General features: G+C 41.8%; 12 protein-coding genes. 5 read left to right on the top strand and 7 right to left on the bottom strand.

Going from position 1 to position 14,157, the window contains the following annotated elements; genetic code table 11:
* Positions 1 to 686 precede the first annotated feature (686 nt).
* Positions 687 to 902: a hypothetical protein gene (locus IQ259_RS07955; RefSeq protein WP_193883375.1), complete on the top strand. Its 216-nt coding sequence runs from the start codon at positions 687 to 689 to the stop codon at positions 900 to 902.
* Between the two features lie 61 nt (positions 903 to 963).
* Here the strand turns inward: IQ259_RS07955 and ribD are convergent, their stop codons facing one another.
* The 4 genes from ribD to IQ259_RS07935 all read right to left on the bottom strand — a co-directional run bounded on the left by ribD (position 964) and on the right by IQ259_RS07935 (position 4,979).
* Positions 964 to 2,205, bottom strand: coding sequence for a bifunctional diaminohydroxyphosphoribosylaminopyrimidine deaminase/5-amino-6-(5-phosphoribosylamino)uracil reductase RibD (gene ribD / locus IQ259_RS07950; protein ID WP_193883373.1), 1,242 nt, complete (start codon positions 2,203 to 2,205; stop codon positions 964 to 966).
* 198 nt (positions 2,206 to 2,403) lie between these two features.
* Entirely contained in the window at positions 2,404 to 3,018 is a 615-nt protein-coding gene (gene mreD, locus IQ259_RS07945; protein ID WP_193883372.1) for a rod shape-determining protein MreD, read from the bottom strand.
* A 23-nt stretch (positions 3,019 to 3,041) separates the two neighbouring features.
* Positions 3,042 to 3,878 carry a rod shape-determining protein MreC gene (gene mreC, locus IQ259_RS07940; RefSeq protein WP_193883370.1) on the bottom strand — a complete coding sequence of 279 codons (837 nt, stop codon included), beginning with the start codon at positions 3,876 to 3,878 and terminating at the stop codon, positions 3,042 to 3,044.
* 93 nt (positions 3,879 to 3,971) lie between these two features.
* Positions 3,972 to 4,979: a rod shape-determining protein gene (locus IQ259_RS07935; protein ID WP_193883383.1), complete on the bottom strand. Its 1,008-nt coding sequence runs from the start codon at positions 4,977 to 4,979 to the stop codon at positions 3,972 to 3,974.
* A 372-nt stretch (positions 4,980 to 5,351) separates the two neighbouring features.
* Here IQ259_RS07935 and IQ259_RS07930 point away from each other — a divergent pair, with 372 nt between their 5' ends.
* Positions 5,352 to 5,714 carry a single-stranded DNA-binding protein gene (locus IQ259_RS07930; RefSeq protein ID WP_193883368.1) on the top strand — a complete coding sequence of 121 codons (363 nt, stop codon included), beginning with the start codon at positions 5,352 to 5,354 and terminating at the stop codon, positions 5,712 to 5,714.
* A gap of 172 nt (positions 5,715 to 5,886) precedes the next feature.
* Here IQ259_RS07930 and IQ259_RS07925 read toward each other — a convergent pair whose 3' ends face one another.
* The gene (locus IQ259_RS07925) at positions 5,887 to 6,630 is read right to left on the bottom strand and encodes an SIMPL domain-containing protein (RefSeq protein WP_193883366.1); all 744 of its coding nucleotides are present in this window, start codon (positions 6,628 to 6,630) and stop codon (positions 5,887 to 5,889) included.
* A 212-nt stretch (positions 6,631 to 6,842) separates the two neighbouring features.
* Here IQ259_RS07925 and IQ259_RS07920 point away from each other — a divergent pair, with 212 nt between their 5' ends.
* The 3 genes from IQ259_RS07920 to IQ259_RS07910 all read left to right on the top strand — a co-directional run bounded on the left by IQ259_RS07920 (position 6,843) and on the right by IQ259_RS07910 (position 11,503).
* On the top strand, positions 6,843 to 7,256 hold the full coding sequence (locus IQ259_RS07920; protein ID WP_193883364.1) for an EVE domain-containing protein: 414 nt from the start codon (positions 6,843 to 6,845) through the stop codon (positions 7,254 to 7,256).
* 408 nt (positions 7,257 to 7,664) lie between these two features.
* Positions 7,665 to 9,041, top strand: a complete 1,377-nt coding sequence (locus IQ259_RS07915) for a cation:proton antiporter (RefSeq protein WP_193883362.1) — start codon at positions 7,665 to 7,667, stop codon at positions 9,039 to 9,041.
* Positions 9,042 to 9,643: 602 nt separating this feature from the next.
* Positions 9,644 to 11,503, top strand: a complete 1,860-nt coding sequence (locus IQ259_RS07910) for an N-acetylmuramoyl-L-alanine amidase (protein WP_193883360.1) — start codon at positions 9,644 to 9,646, stop codon at positions 11,501 to 11,503.
* A gap of 130 nt (positions 11,504 to 11,633) precedes the next feature.
* Here IQ259_RS07910 and IQ259_RS07905 read toward each other — a convergent pair whose 3' ends face one another.
* Together IQ259_RS07905 and IQ259_RS07900 are read right to left on the bottom strand one after the other, a co-directional pair.
* Complete coding sequence (locus IQ259_RS07905) at positions 11,634 to 12,023, bottom strand: response regulator (protein ID WP_193883358.1); 390 nt, start codon at positions 12,021 to 12,023, stop codon at positions 11,634 to 11,636.
* Positions 12,024 to 12,044: 21 nt separating this feature from the next.
* Positions 12,045 to 13,685 carry a sensor histidine kinase gene (locus tag IQ259_RS07900; protein ID WP_193883356.1) on the bottom strand — a complete coding sequence of 547 codons (1,641 nt, stop codon included), beginning with the start codon at positions 13,683 to 13,685 and terminating at the stop codon, positions 12,045 to 12,047.
* Positions 13,686 to 14,157 lie beyond the last annotated feature (472 nt).

Raw genomic sequence — 14,157 nt, 5'->3', positions numbered from 1 at the left:
ATTGCTGCTACATTTTCACAAAACACTTGTAGATGTCGTTGGTCTTGGGGATGAATCCATTGACTTACTTGATCTTGTACTTGACGATAAAGATGGGGGACTGGCATAGGGTAGTTTTTGTGTGGAAACTTGAGCATCCCATGTCTCCCCCCCTCTGTGCCACCCTTGTTTCAGTAAAATTCCCCATGTATCGAGCATTCAGGACTTTTCTGCACCACTAAGCCAAATTGGTCAAGATGGAAAAGATCCTACAGAAGCTGAAACCGTTGCAGAAAAAATTAATTTTTTAATCCAGAATCCAAATACTTCACCAATTCAATTTGACTATTCTTCCAAGATGATTAATTGGTTTGGTTGGGGAGCAGTCAGTTTGGGAATCATTGTGTCTCTTTTTATGCGTACTGAGAAGTAATTATATTCTTTAAGTACGTTATTAAATAATAGATAATCAAGATGTTTCTTTTGATATATCCCATTTAGAAAGCATTATAAAGACATAAACATTGTTTCAGTAACTTTTTATTAACTAAAGGAATTTATTTGTTCATTTCAGAAAGTTCATAAAGTTATAAATCGCATTATTAATTTTTTAATAATACTTATCTCAGGTTGTACATTCTTGTCGTACATTACTGCTGAAATTGTGTAATCTGAAAACAGCTAGGCTAATCTTCAATTGAGGTCTGATGACTCCTAAAATTCTGCGTCAGCTTTGGTCTGTGGTTGAAACTACCCAAACCATGACCCTCTTACAGCTGGATGATACTAGCTTGGTGCAATGGTTGGTAAAACAAACCACAACACAAGTTTTGTTAGATTCCCACGAGATTGATTTTCTCTGTGAATATATTCAATCCCGGCTAACTCTCATACGCGATATGGCTTATGAAAGGCAGTGTTAAAGATGATTTGAATGTAATAAGTGAGTCAAGAGTCCATAGTCTACAGATTTTTGACTATTGACTATTGATGATTTTTTTGGGGCAAATAACCTTCAACTAAGCAATCGGAACCAACCACACGCCAGCGAACACGTTCTAAGGGCAATGCTTCAGTCATGGTAGTAAAACCTAAGTCACCTACAGGTGTAGGTGCATGGCTACCACCAATAATTTTAGGAGCAATAAAGGCCATAATTTTTTGTATGGCTCCTTGAGCGATCGCACTCGCAGCTAAATTGCCGCCACACTCCCACAAAACACTGCAAAAACCCCGTTCATATAAACGAATCATTGCCTGTTCGGGTGTAAGTGCAGGTAACTCCACAACCTCTACACCTCGCTTGAGCAGAAGTTTTTGTAAATCAGGGTTGGCTCCGATTTCGGTTAACACCAACGTGGGAGCTTCTTGAGTTTCCCACAACCGGGCATTCTCCGGCAAATTAAGTTGACGACTCATCACCACCCGCAGAGGATTATGCGCTTCCACCTGATGGCTAGTTAAGTAAGGATTATCTTGTCGGACTGTATTACCACCAACAATGATGGCATCGCAAGCCGCCCGCAGTTGATGTACTTCACTACGGGCGGCTTGATTTGTCACCCAAGCACTATGGCCGCCAGCAGTGGCAATTTTGCCATCTAAAGTCATGGCATATTTCAAAATCCCTAAAGGTTTTTTATAAAGAATGCGATGCACAAAAGCTTCATTTAGCTGCTGACAGGCTTCATTTTCTACCCCAACTAACACCTCTACACCAGCAGCACGTAAACGAGCAATTCCACCACCAGCCACCAAGGGGTTCGGATCAACCATCCCAACTACCACCTTAGCGACACCAGCCTCTATTAACCCTTCAGAACAAGGAGGCGTGCGGCCATAGTGGTTGCAAGGTTCAAGGTTGACATAAACTGTAGCACCACGAGCGCCAACCCCTGCTGCTCTCAAAGCAAAAACTTCGGCATGAGGTTCACCTGCACGAGGATGAAACCCTTCCCCGATAATCTCCCCATTTTTGACTACAACCGCCCCTACCAGTGGATTCGGTGAAGTACGTCCCAAAGCACGGCGAGCCAGTGTCAAACACCTTTGCATCATATGGGAGTCAAAGTCAGTTTCACTGCTCATACTGTCCTGTGTTTGTGAATCAGATTCTACAGGCGTTGGTGCAGCCTCTCCAGAGGAGAATTGCACTAGCAGCCCATTTTCTTGAGTGTAATTTGGTAAGGATGTATCTGCTTGAGCAACAATTGGGGAATTATCCATAAATTTTGTTTGGGCAATAACTTCAATATTCTGCACGTTACCGACTTAATATCTTGATACTTCAACAGTAATATCTCAGAGCTACTGTTTGTTGTCGGGGCGCTTACCTTAAAATCAACCAAAAAGAGTGAGGATTTAGGGTCTATGCCCATGATTCCTCACTCCCAAATTTAAACTCAAAATTATCTCCTAATGTAACTATTGCTCGATCGCTTTGCGCTTTTGCCACCAAAGATTTAGGGGATAGTAAACTACAGGGGCCCAAAGACTACTGAGAATAGCCGAAGCTAGGGCGACTCGCTGATAATAAGCCCAGATGTATTCTACTTTGCGATCGCCAATCAAACTCAATTGCATCCCAAAAATTGTTTCTGCCAAAATTGCCATCACAAAAACAATTAAAGCAATAGAAATAAAGTCTTCCTGGATAAATCGCTGCTTTTGCATGAGTCCAGTGATCAATCCCACTAAACCCAAAGTTAAAGCATGAGTCGGATCTGGTGATGTCATTGCATCTTGAAGTAGCCCCAGAACGATACCTGCTACTACTCCTTCCCAGAGGGAGCGTTTTACACTCCAAGCAACTACCCAAATTAATAGCCAATTAGGGCCAATTCCCAACAATTCTGTACCAGGAAAGCGGGTGGGCAATAATAGCAAACATAACAGCACAGACCCAACCGTTACAGACCAATCTAACAGTCTAACTGCGTTAGGATGCCAACGTGCGATCGGTTTGCGATAAGATTTTGACTTTCGCTCCGAAGACTTGGGCTTTTTCTGTTGACGACCATTAAATGAAGGTATCTTCATTATTTTGAGAGATTTGCTCGAATTTATTTAGACTTTTGCAGTTGTTTATTTGCCTGTTCTTGCTGCGCCGACTGTGGGTTTTCTTGTTCTTGGTTTGTCGGTTTTGGATGCACAGCTACCCAATCTAATGACCTAATCGGCGGGAAAAGTTCAATTTTTGCCACTGATGCGGGAAGTTTCTTTAAATCTAAAGACTTGATTCTACCTACTGGCAAGCCTGATGGGAATTTTTGACTGTAAGTTGAAGTAGAAACTAAATCTCCCACTTTGACATTAGGCACTTTTTCATAAAATTCCAACACAGCTTCCGCCGAGGAATCTCCCCGCAATACTCCCTTAGCTGAGGTGCGGCTAATAGTCACACCCACTTGACTTTTCAGATCACTAATTAGTAAGACACGGCTAGTATTTGGCGTAACACTATCCACCAAACCAACTAACCCACCCTCAGCCTTGACAATAAAGCCTTCTTGAATGCCGGAATTTGAGCCACGATTGAGAGTCACTTGTTGCCACCAGTGATCGGCACTGCGCCCTACTACCCGCGCTGGCAGTGGACGAGATGAAACTGGCTCAGTCTGCACGTAGCCTAACAAATCTTGTAATTGTTTATTTTGGCTTTCCAGTTCTTGGATGCGGGTTTGCATCTCCATAAATTGGGCATCTTTGAGGCGTTCTTCCAAACGTTCTTCTGGAGTTTGCCCAGATTGCAAAATCTGTAAAGGACGAGTAACTACTTGATAAACTTCCAGCAGCATTGCCCCTTGAGTTTGTCGTAATATCCCAGCACCACCTATTACAAGGGCAACCAAACCAATCTGTAACCCTTTGCGACCCCACCAACGACGTACAGTAACCATTTATACCTATTTTTATAATTTGATAGATATCGGATTCTATTTATATGAAACCCAAATCAAAGCCAAATAGAACCCAATATCCAATATTTTTTGCTACATATTTCGAGAACGTGCGCTGAACACCCGTTCCAGCTGCTTAAAGTTTTCTAACACACGACCTGTTCCCAACACAACACAGCAGAGAGGATCAGCTGCAATGTGGGTAACAATCCCTGTCTCATGACTGATGAGTGTATCTATACCTTTGAGCAATGCCCCACCACCAGCAAGCATGATCCCGCGATCAATAATGTCAGATGCTAGTTCTGGCGGAGTACGTTCTAGTGTCCGCTTCACCGCTTCTACAATTACAGATAGGGGTTCCATCATACTTTCACGGATTTCTGGGCTTTTGATTGTGACAGTTCGCGGTAAACCAGAAAGTAAGTGTAAACCTCTAACTTCCATCATGGCTTCATTATCGTCGTTGGTGGGATAAGCTGAACCAAGACGAATCTTAATTTCTTCTGCTGTGCGTTCTCCAATCACCAAGTTATGAACCTTCTTCATATATTGGGTGATAGATTCAGTGAGTTCATCTCCCGCAATCCGGACTGATTCACTTAAAACAGTCCCTTGAAGACTCAACACAGCCACTTCTGTTGTACCACCGCCGATATCGATAATCATGTTACCAGTCGGTTCGGCAACTGGTAGCCCTGCGCCGATCGCTGCTGCTACTGGTTCATCGATTAAATAAACTTCTCTAGCCCCCGCTTGAGCGGCTGCATCCATTACTGCTCGTCTTTCTACCCCTGTGACACCACTAGGAATACCAATCACAATCCGGGGTAAAATCAGCGATCGCCCCTCATTGACTCGCTGAATAAAGCTTTTGAGCATCAACTCGGCTGTATCAAAATCAGCAATTACACCATCGCGCAAGGGACGCAAGGCGATCACGTTTTCTGGTGTGCGTCCCAGCATTTTTTTGGCATCTTCACCTACTGCCAGTGCTACCTTTTCGATTTGGTCGATCGCCACTACAGAAGGTTCTTGCAGTACAATGCCTTTACCAGATACATAAACAAGGGTATTGGCAGTACCGAGGTCGATACCCATATCCCATGATGAGCGAAAGTTCCTAAACAGACCCACGCGTCTTTATGCCCCCTATTTGCAATACTTTTTGACTATAAAAAAATGTTAGATTGAATCGTGCTGGATTCTATTACGTTTTTGATCTTCAGTCTAGTAAACTTGGCCATTTTTTGATTTGTTGTTGACCATACTGACTAGGTTTTAGACATTCACGTTTTCGATATTCTCAGACCAACTCAGCATATCCGTACAGTTTTTAGTTTTCCCAAGTAATAGCTCAAATTTATATACCCCGCAAGGTTGTTAAGTTTTTAACACATTTTCAATCAGTTCACAATTGGCTATTATGGGAGTCAAGACAAATAAGTACACAAGTACTAAAAGGTAAAGCACATGAGTATTAATACAGTTCATCTTATCGGTCGTGTGGGTGGCGACCCAGATATTAAATATTTTGAGTCTGGTAAGGTTAAGTGTAGATTAACACTGGCAGTGAACAGAAGAACACGCAACAGCGATGAGCCTGACTGGTTTGAGTTGGAAATATGGGGAAAGACAGCTGAAGTCGCCGGTAATTATGTACGTAAAGGCAAACAAATCGCTGTCAAAGGTTCCTTGAAGTTTGATACATGGAACGATCGCCAAACCGGAGCCAGTCGTTCTAAACCAGTTATTCTAGTAGACCAGCTGGATTTATTAGGTTCCAAGCAAGATGGAGACGGGGGAATGAGCGATATGTCTTCAGACAATTTTTAGTTTGTCAACTGAAGTATGAAGTATGAAGTATGAAATTACACTACCCCTTAAATGATGCGGTATGTACTGTCAAATACTTCTCTTAATCTTTCATCCTTTATGGCTCAATGGTCAATAGTTTTTGCGACTTAGTGGTTTGAGAGATTCTGGACTATTGACCATTGATCATTGACTAATAACTAATTTGCAACGTTACCGATGCTTCTACTTCCTGTTCACCACCAATTACGGGGGTAGAAACGTCTTCAGCAACTTTAGATGCTTGGGCGCGTAAAAATACAGGTGGTGGCGGGGCGCTGGCATTACCAACTTGGATGCTGACTATTTCCTTAGATTTGAGTCCCAAAGAACTAAAAACAGCGTCTGCTTGTTGTTGAGCATCTTGAGTTGCTTCTCTTAATGCGACTTTTCGGGCAGCGGCGATCGCTTCATCACTAGCAATAAAACTAACACCGTTAATTTGCGTTGCCCCGGCTTTCACGGCATCATCTAACAATGTCCCGGCTTTCTCGGTGACAATGCGAAAACTCACAGTATTACTAGCAGCATAGCCAGTAATTCGCTGCACATTATTGGTGTAACTGTAAACAGGATTCAGGCGAATCCCTGTAGTTTCTAGTTTCTCGACATTGCGGCTTTTGAGTAAAGCCACGACAGCAGATGTTCTTTTTGCAGCTTCTTGCTGTACTTCTTGAGCAGTTTTACCTTGAATTTCTACCCCTAAATTAACTTGCGATAGCGTTGTAGCTACTGATTCCATGCCGCGTCCACTCACCGTCAGAGTCCGCCATAACTTTTCTTTTTCTTGGGCTGAGGCTGGTAAAATCAACGTCACGAATAACAGTAAAGCTAACGGCAGAGATTGACAAAACTTGCCAGCACGAAACGGAGAACCAGACAAAGCGGCTCTAGACATAAACTTGCACTCCTCTGAAAAATATCTACAGATGTTAATAAGTAAACTGTATCCAGCAATCATCTGTTAACTGTCCAGCATTAATAGTTAACAGTCAGAACTTGAGGTGCGATCGCTCGATACGATTTCTATGTTTCTACTGTGACACTGCCGTAGTCAAAAACAGGTATTGTTACATTTTTGGAAACTAAAAAATCACAGGAGATGTAGTTATGGCGTATTGGCTGCTGAAAACTGAACCGGATAATTATTCCTACTCAGACTTAGAACGCGACGGCTGCACAGCTTGGGATGGAATTACCAATGCTCTTGCCTTAAAGTACATTCGCACAATGGTTTCTGGTGATCTAGCTCTGATTTATCACACTGGCAAGGAACGGCAAATCGTGGGTGTGGCAGAGATAATCAGTCAACCTTACCCTGACCCAGCACTAAATGATGCCAAACTGGTAGTTGTGGATGTGCGAGCAGTACGCCCAGCCTCTGAGCCTGTCACCCTAGCTCAAATCAAGCAAGACGATAAATTTACAGACTTCGACTTGCTGCGACTCCCCAGATTATCTGTTGTCCCAGTGTCTGAATTTTATTGGCAACACCTGATCAAAATAACAGGAAGTGATAAGTAGTCGGACACAATTAAATTCATGGGTGGAGATAGGGGACTGGTTACAGTCAAAAATTTGTGTAATTAATTCTGTCTGATTACTTATTTTGGCGTTGCTGAATTTAGGGATGAAATAATGAACCGCAAAGTACGCATTCTCTACGAAAGGCTTCCGCCAACGCGCAGCGTCTCGTAGAGAAGAAGAGGTTTTGAGAGATAAATATAAGAAAATCATCCCGCATTTATGCAACACCCTTATTTTATCTTCTGTAGAACTTACGCGGTGATCAGAAAAACTCTTATCCCCTTACACCCAGCCTTAACAGACAAACTTCCTGCTTAGGTCTTGTTTTGGTTTCCTGAATCAGCTTTTTCATAAGCTATTGCTCATAAAAGAGTAAAAATAAAGAGAAGGATTTTCGCGGAAACCATGCAGTTTTTAGATGCAATCAACTTTTCTTTTCCCCTGCTGGCCAGCACAACAGAAGCAGCAGACAGCTCTATGGTAGTGGCGGCTGTGCTGCTGAGTTTAGTGGTAATTTACTTCGCCAGCAAAGTTGGTGGGGAGTTATCCAACCGCATCGGTTTACCCCCTGTTTTAGGCGAACTTGTAGGCGGTGTAGTCGTAGGTGTTTCTGTTTTACACCTGTTGGTGTTTCCAGAAGGTGGCGCAGACAGTTCTAGTTCGTTAATCATGGCTTTTCTTCAAACTACTGCTGGTTTATCTCCAGAAGCAGCGCCCCAGGTATTTGCAGCCCAATCAGAAGTTATTTCTGTGTTATCAGAGTTGGGTGTCATCATCCTGCTGTTTGAAATTGGTTTGGAGTCAAACTTAAAAGACTTGATGGCGGTTGGGATTCAAGCCGCAATTGTCGCCGTCGTGGGGGTAGTTGTACCTTTTGCTGCTGGTACTGTGGGTTTAATGACGTTATTTGGTGTTAGTGCTGTACCAGCAATTTTTGCAGGTGCGGCGTTGACAGCTACTAGTATTGGGATTACGTCTAAAGTATTGGCAGAACTAGGCAAGCTCAATTCCAAAGAAGGGCAGATTATTCTCGGTGCAGCTGTAATTGATGATGTATTGGGAATTATTGTCTTAGCGGTAGTTGCCAGCCTCGCTAAGGATGGTGTCGTAGATGTAGGTAAAGTTATTTACCTAATTATTAGTGCTACGGCATTTCTTTTGGGCGCGATCGTTTTGGGTAATGTTTTCAATAAAACATTTGTAGCGATCGCTAATCAACTCAAAACGCGAGGTGAGTTGGTGATACCAGCTTTTATCTTCGCCTTTGCTATGTCATATCTTGCTTCAATCATCCAGTTAGAAGCAATTTTGGGTGCTTTTGCTGCCGGTTTAGTCCTGGAGGAAACCGATAAACGTAAAGAATTACAAAAGCAAGTCATTCCCATAGCCGATTTGATGGTGCCAATTTTCTTTGTGGCTGTTGGGGCAAAAACTGATTTGGCAGTACTAAACCCAGCCATTCCCAGCAATCGAGAAGGTCTAATTATGGCGATTTTCCTGATTACAGTAGCCATTATTGGTAAAGTGATCACAGGTTTGAGTGTCTTTGGTCAACCCCAAATCAATCGTTTAGCGATCGGTGTGGGTATGATTCCGAGAGGTGAAGTGGGATTGGTATTTGCTGGTGTCGGGGCTGCAAGCGGCGCTCTCTCAAAACCATTGGGAGCAGCAATTATCATGATGGTTATCATCACAACCTTTTTAGCTCCGCCTTTGTTACGCTTCGTATTTCCAGAATCCAGCAAAGTGGGAACTGAATCCGAGCAATTGATTCAAGATTAAAGATTGGGGAATAGGAGGGATAAAGTATGAAGGTTCAAATTTCATACTTTCTTCCTCCTCAATCTCTTGATTAATTAAAGGAAACTTCTGTCCTTCTATCTTCGTCCTCTGATATCGTTGTTTCTCTGCCATTCTTAACTAGTGATAATTAGACTTGAAAAGGTATTTTGTTACCAATTTTACCTGCTTACTAAGCATCACATAAACATGTTCATAGAAATGACAAACTAGTAGTTGTAAACATTACAACATCAGTTAAAAGTATCTGAAATTTTTTACTTAGAAAATTGTTAGCCAATCAACAAAAATTCAAAACCAACTTATAACTGAGCCAAAAATTCACGAATGTTGACGGAATTGAGTTAATTTTGATTATATTTGTGTTACCTTTAGTGCGGTTTAAATTGAATTTTTATGCCTTGGTAGTGCAGCAACATCAAAATCAAAGACCATGTAAGCAGTTTGCAATTTATAGCATTAATTGTTTCTTTAACTCAAAAAAGTCAAAGTCAAATCTCAAAATTATCTGGTGACAATAAAACAATTTACCAAGATATTGAGATATTGACAGATACCATGAATGCGAATTAGGAGAAAGGATTGTGAAATTACACTGGTTACTACCTGGTACTGTTGGGATTATCTGCTTACTGTCGTCGCCAGTTTTGGCTGCCAAACTGGAATCTTGGCGTTTTGATGCCAACCAAAACCGCCTAGAATTTAATACCTTGGGGGCTGTTCAACCTAAAGCACAACTAATTTTCAATCCCACACGCCTGGTTATTGATTTACCAGACACAACCTTTGGAAGACCGCAGCTGACGCAACCAATCGGTGGAGCAATTCGTGCCATCCGTGTTGGCCAGTTTGAACCCCAAACAGCGCGAATTGTTGTAGAACTAGCTCCTGGTTATACTCTTGACCCCCAAGGAGTGAAATTTGTTGGTGTAACTGCGAGTCGTTGGACGGTACAATTACCAAGACCAACACTAGAGCCAGTAAAATCTTCTTCAGACAATGTTTATAACGTAGTCACCATTGACTCCGACGCGAAACCGGAGTTTTCTAGAGTTGCCAGCACGACACAAAGCACAACTCAAATCGACAGCTTACAAGTTACAGGGGATGGTTTTTTTGTTCGGACTAAGGGCGGCAATCCACAGGTTAAGGTGAATCGTAGCCGCGATCGCTCTACTATTTTTATGGATGTCTCTGGTGCAACTTTATCAGCAAATTTGGCACAACGAGAACTCAGCGTTAATAGGCATGGTGTCAATCGTGTTGAATTTACCCAACTACAAACCAGTCCACCTTCAGTCCGCATGACCTTGCGGGTAGATAAAAATAGCCCAGACTGGCGAGCAACAAAAAGCAGTAGCGGTGGTTTGATAGTTCTACCCAATCGGTTTGTCCAATTACCCGGAAATAACCCCGACAATTCCCAAGCAAATCAGCCAGAATTTTCTCCCCCCCCCCGCCGAATTGTTAGCAACCAGACAGCAACAATTGAAGCGGTAGAATTGTCTGATGATGGTCAGCAACTACTAGTTAAAGCTAACCAACCTATATCTGCTATGGGTGGATGGGATAGAAGTTCTGGATTGTATCGCATCACCATCAAAGATGCTAAATTAGCTCCTCAGATCAAAGGCCCTGTTTTTAATGCCAATAGTCCCATTCTGCGAGTCCGCTTACAAGCACCAGAATCAAATACAGTAGTTCTTTTGGTTCAACCAGCAGCTGGAGTGCAAGTTGGGCAAATCAACCAAAACGGCGACCAAGTAGCGCTGCAATTACAAGGTTCTCGTCGTGTCGTCACCGTTCCGGGAACATTGCCTTTACCTCCATTGCGTGGCCAATTACCAGACCCGAATGAAAATCCCCGTTCTATACCTCAGCCAGGAACACGCCCCATCCCCAGAGGCAAAGTAGTAGTTGTGGTTGACCCTGGACACGGCGGCAAAGACCCTGGTGCAATTGGTATTGGTGGAGTTCGTGAGAAGGATATTATTCTACCCATTAGTAGAAGGGTCACTGAAATTCTTCAGCAAAATGGTGTACAGGTAATTATGACCCGGAATTCTGACTATTTTGTGAGTCTTCCCGGACGAGTACAGTTGGCAGAAAGAGCCAACGCTGATGTATTTGTCAGTATCCATGCCAATGCTTTAGGTGGCGGTCGTTCAGATGTCAGTGGTTTGGAAACTTACTATTATGGCAGTGGTTTGAGTCTAGCCCGCAGCGTCCACAGCAGCATTCTTCAGAGTCTGAATGTCAAAGATAGAGGTGTACGACGAGCCAGATTTTTTGTCCTCAGAAAAAGTTCTATGCCCTCGATTCTGGTAGAGACAGGTTATTTAACCGGTCGAGAGGATGTAGTCAAGTTACGCAGTTCAGCTTATCAAAATCAAATGGCAGATGCGATCGCTCGTGGTATACTCCAGTACCTCAGACGCAGATAAATCATTATGATGCACATAAAATCTGTAGAGACTTAGCAATTGCCAAGTCTCTACAAAAAAATCCGTTAGAGAAAATTGGTATAACAACTGAGTTAATACTCAGCACTTTGCTATAGAATTGCCTCTTGTGTTAATTCAACGCTGTACTAATAACCTGCTGTAACTCTTTTTCAGTCCAGGGTTTACGAATACAAGCATATAGATTAGCTTGTTGCCTAGCACGTTCAATTGCAGCTTCATCAGCTTGTCCTGTTAGCATGAGAGTGATAACTTCAGGAAAGCGTTGGTGGACTTGAGTCAAAAATTCATCGCCTCTGACATTTGGCATCAGCCAATCAGAGACAATGATCAAAATTTTGATTTCTTCCTGTTCTAACTCATCAATTACAATCCAGGCTTCTTCAGCACTTTGGGCAACTTCGTAAACATACTGATTACCAAATAACCTTTTAAGTTGTTCTTTGAGAGCTTTTAAAATTGAAGCTTCATCATCTACACAGAGAATAGCAGCATCAGACATGGTGAAATTTCCTCCTACTTTTTAAACCAACTCTATTGGCAACCAAACACTGAATTGAGTATTCCCTGGTTGAGTCTCTACTTTTATATGTCCTTGATGTTTGTCAATAATCTTTTTGCAAATGTGTAGTCCCAAACCACTTCCCTCACCGGCTGGCTTGGTGGTAAAAAAGGCATCAAAGATTTTTTGCTGTACTTCTTGTGAAATGCCAGAGCCAGTATCCGTAATCCTGATCTCAACACCCTTTTCCTGCTGACGGGTGGCAATGGTTAGTGTCCCTCCTGATTCCATCACTTGAATTGCATTAAAAATCAGGTTTGTCCAAACTTGAATCAGTTCATCGGGATAGCCCCAAATCTCGGCAGTACTTTGATAGTCTCGAATCAAATTGATCTTGTATTTAAGTTGATTATGATAAATGGCGATCGTGGTTTCTATTCCTTCAGTCACCTCCATTAACTGTTTTTTGCCACTTTGATCAAAATGAGAATAGTTTTTCAGAGCAAACACTATTTTGGCAGAACGATCAACAGCATTGAGAATCATCTGATTGTTGACGAAGCAGCAAGTTAGATTGTAAGCAAACTGTACAGCCCATCCACCATGATTACCCTTCAAAAGCGGCAGCAAAAATTCCAAATCCTCATATATTCCCATGTCCATTAAAAGATCAGCAATATCTCTAGCATCGTTAATACCGCACTCCTTAAAATATGCAGCCATTTGACGTTTCAACGAACGGTTTTCTTCAAAGGCAACTGATGGTTGATTTTTGAGTGCTTGATTGATGAGTTTAAAGAAGCTTTTTTGCTCTTCAAAATTCAAACGCTGATGTAAAGAGGGAAGCTCGGCAAGGGCTTCTTGCAGTGCCTGATCGGTATTACTTGCCGATGCTTTGATAATACCTAAAGGATTATTGATTTCATGAGCTACTCCGGCAATTAGTTGTCCTAACGCTGCCATTTTTTCTTGTTGAATCAATTGATCCTGCGTTCGCTGAAGTTCATTAAAAGCAACATTTAACTCTTGGTTTTTATTCCACAGGTTTTTATTAAATTGGTGGGACAATATGCCAATTATACTGGCTGCGAATATTAAAGAACAGGTGGTTCCAATATCTGCAAGTTTTCTTGTCTGCTCTTTCTGATCTACATAAACTTTTTCCAGGGTTGCAACTTCAGCATACAAACTATCATAGATTTCATCGATGGAATCTGCATCAATCTCTATTGCTTCTTTGATTTTGCCTTGGACAATTAATTCTAAAGCAACGTCTATTTTCGTTCTGTAGAGAATGTATAGAGCAAAAAGATTTTTTAAATTATTTTGTTGATTAATTTGCCGAAGCTCATTCAGAATTACATCAGTACTTTGCTGATTTTCAGCAAGTTCTTGGGTTAAGTCCTCATCAATTTTACCTTTGGAAATGCCTTCCCATTCCAAAGCATTAAGTCTGCTGACTTGTTCTTTGACTTGAATTAACAGAAGTTTTGTATTATTACTGCGTTCTGCTATTTGATTCAGTTGATAAATAGCAGTAGCACTGGCGATCGCAACTATAATTGCTGCTAAAAAGATATACCATCTTGAAAACTTCGACTTAAGTTTGACAGGAACCTGCGTCAACTGAGTATTTAATAAACGATTGAGGTAATTGAGCATACATACCACAGATAAACTAGAAAGAAATAGTCGTGATTATTGGCATTAGCAGTCATAGCGATCGCTAACTGCCAAAAATCTTTAAAATCAGAGACAAATCACTATTTTCAATCTTATTATTCCCATTTCTCCCACAATTGACACAATGGATAAAAACCTGCTCACAGGTTTCTAAATCATGAAGGTATAGGGAATATACTCTTACCTCACCAGCAATTCCAACTAAGGATTTCAAATTCTTTCCCCCTGCCCCCTGCTTGCCTAAATGTATCAACCTTAAAGTGAAACGGTATGAATCCTGATTACTTCTTCCAGCCTTGTGGGTAAAATTCATTACTTTGCTCACATGGCATCCCAAGAACTACGTGCTAAAATTTAACGCCATTAACCTAGTCTTTCTATCACGACAAAATTATTTTGTTACTAACAGCAGTTATTGTCAGTGGATAACACTGTTCCAAACTCTTGATAA

Source organism: Fortiea sp. LEGE XX443, assembly GCF_015206815.1.
Classification (GTDB): Bacteria; Cyanobacteriota; Cyanobacteriia; order Cyanobacteriales; family Nostocaceae; genus Nostoc_B.
The sequence above is the reverse complement of the archived record's forward strand: the minus strand, read 5'-3'. Positions and strand labels throughout refer to the sequence as shown.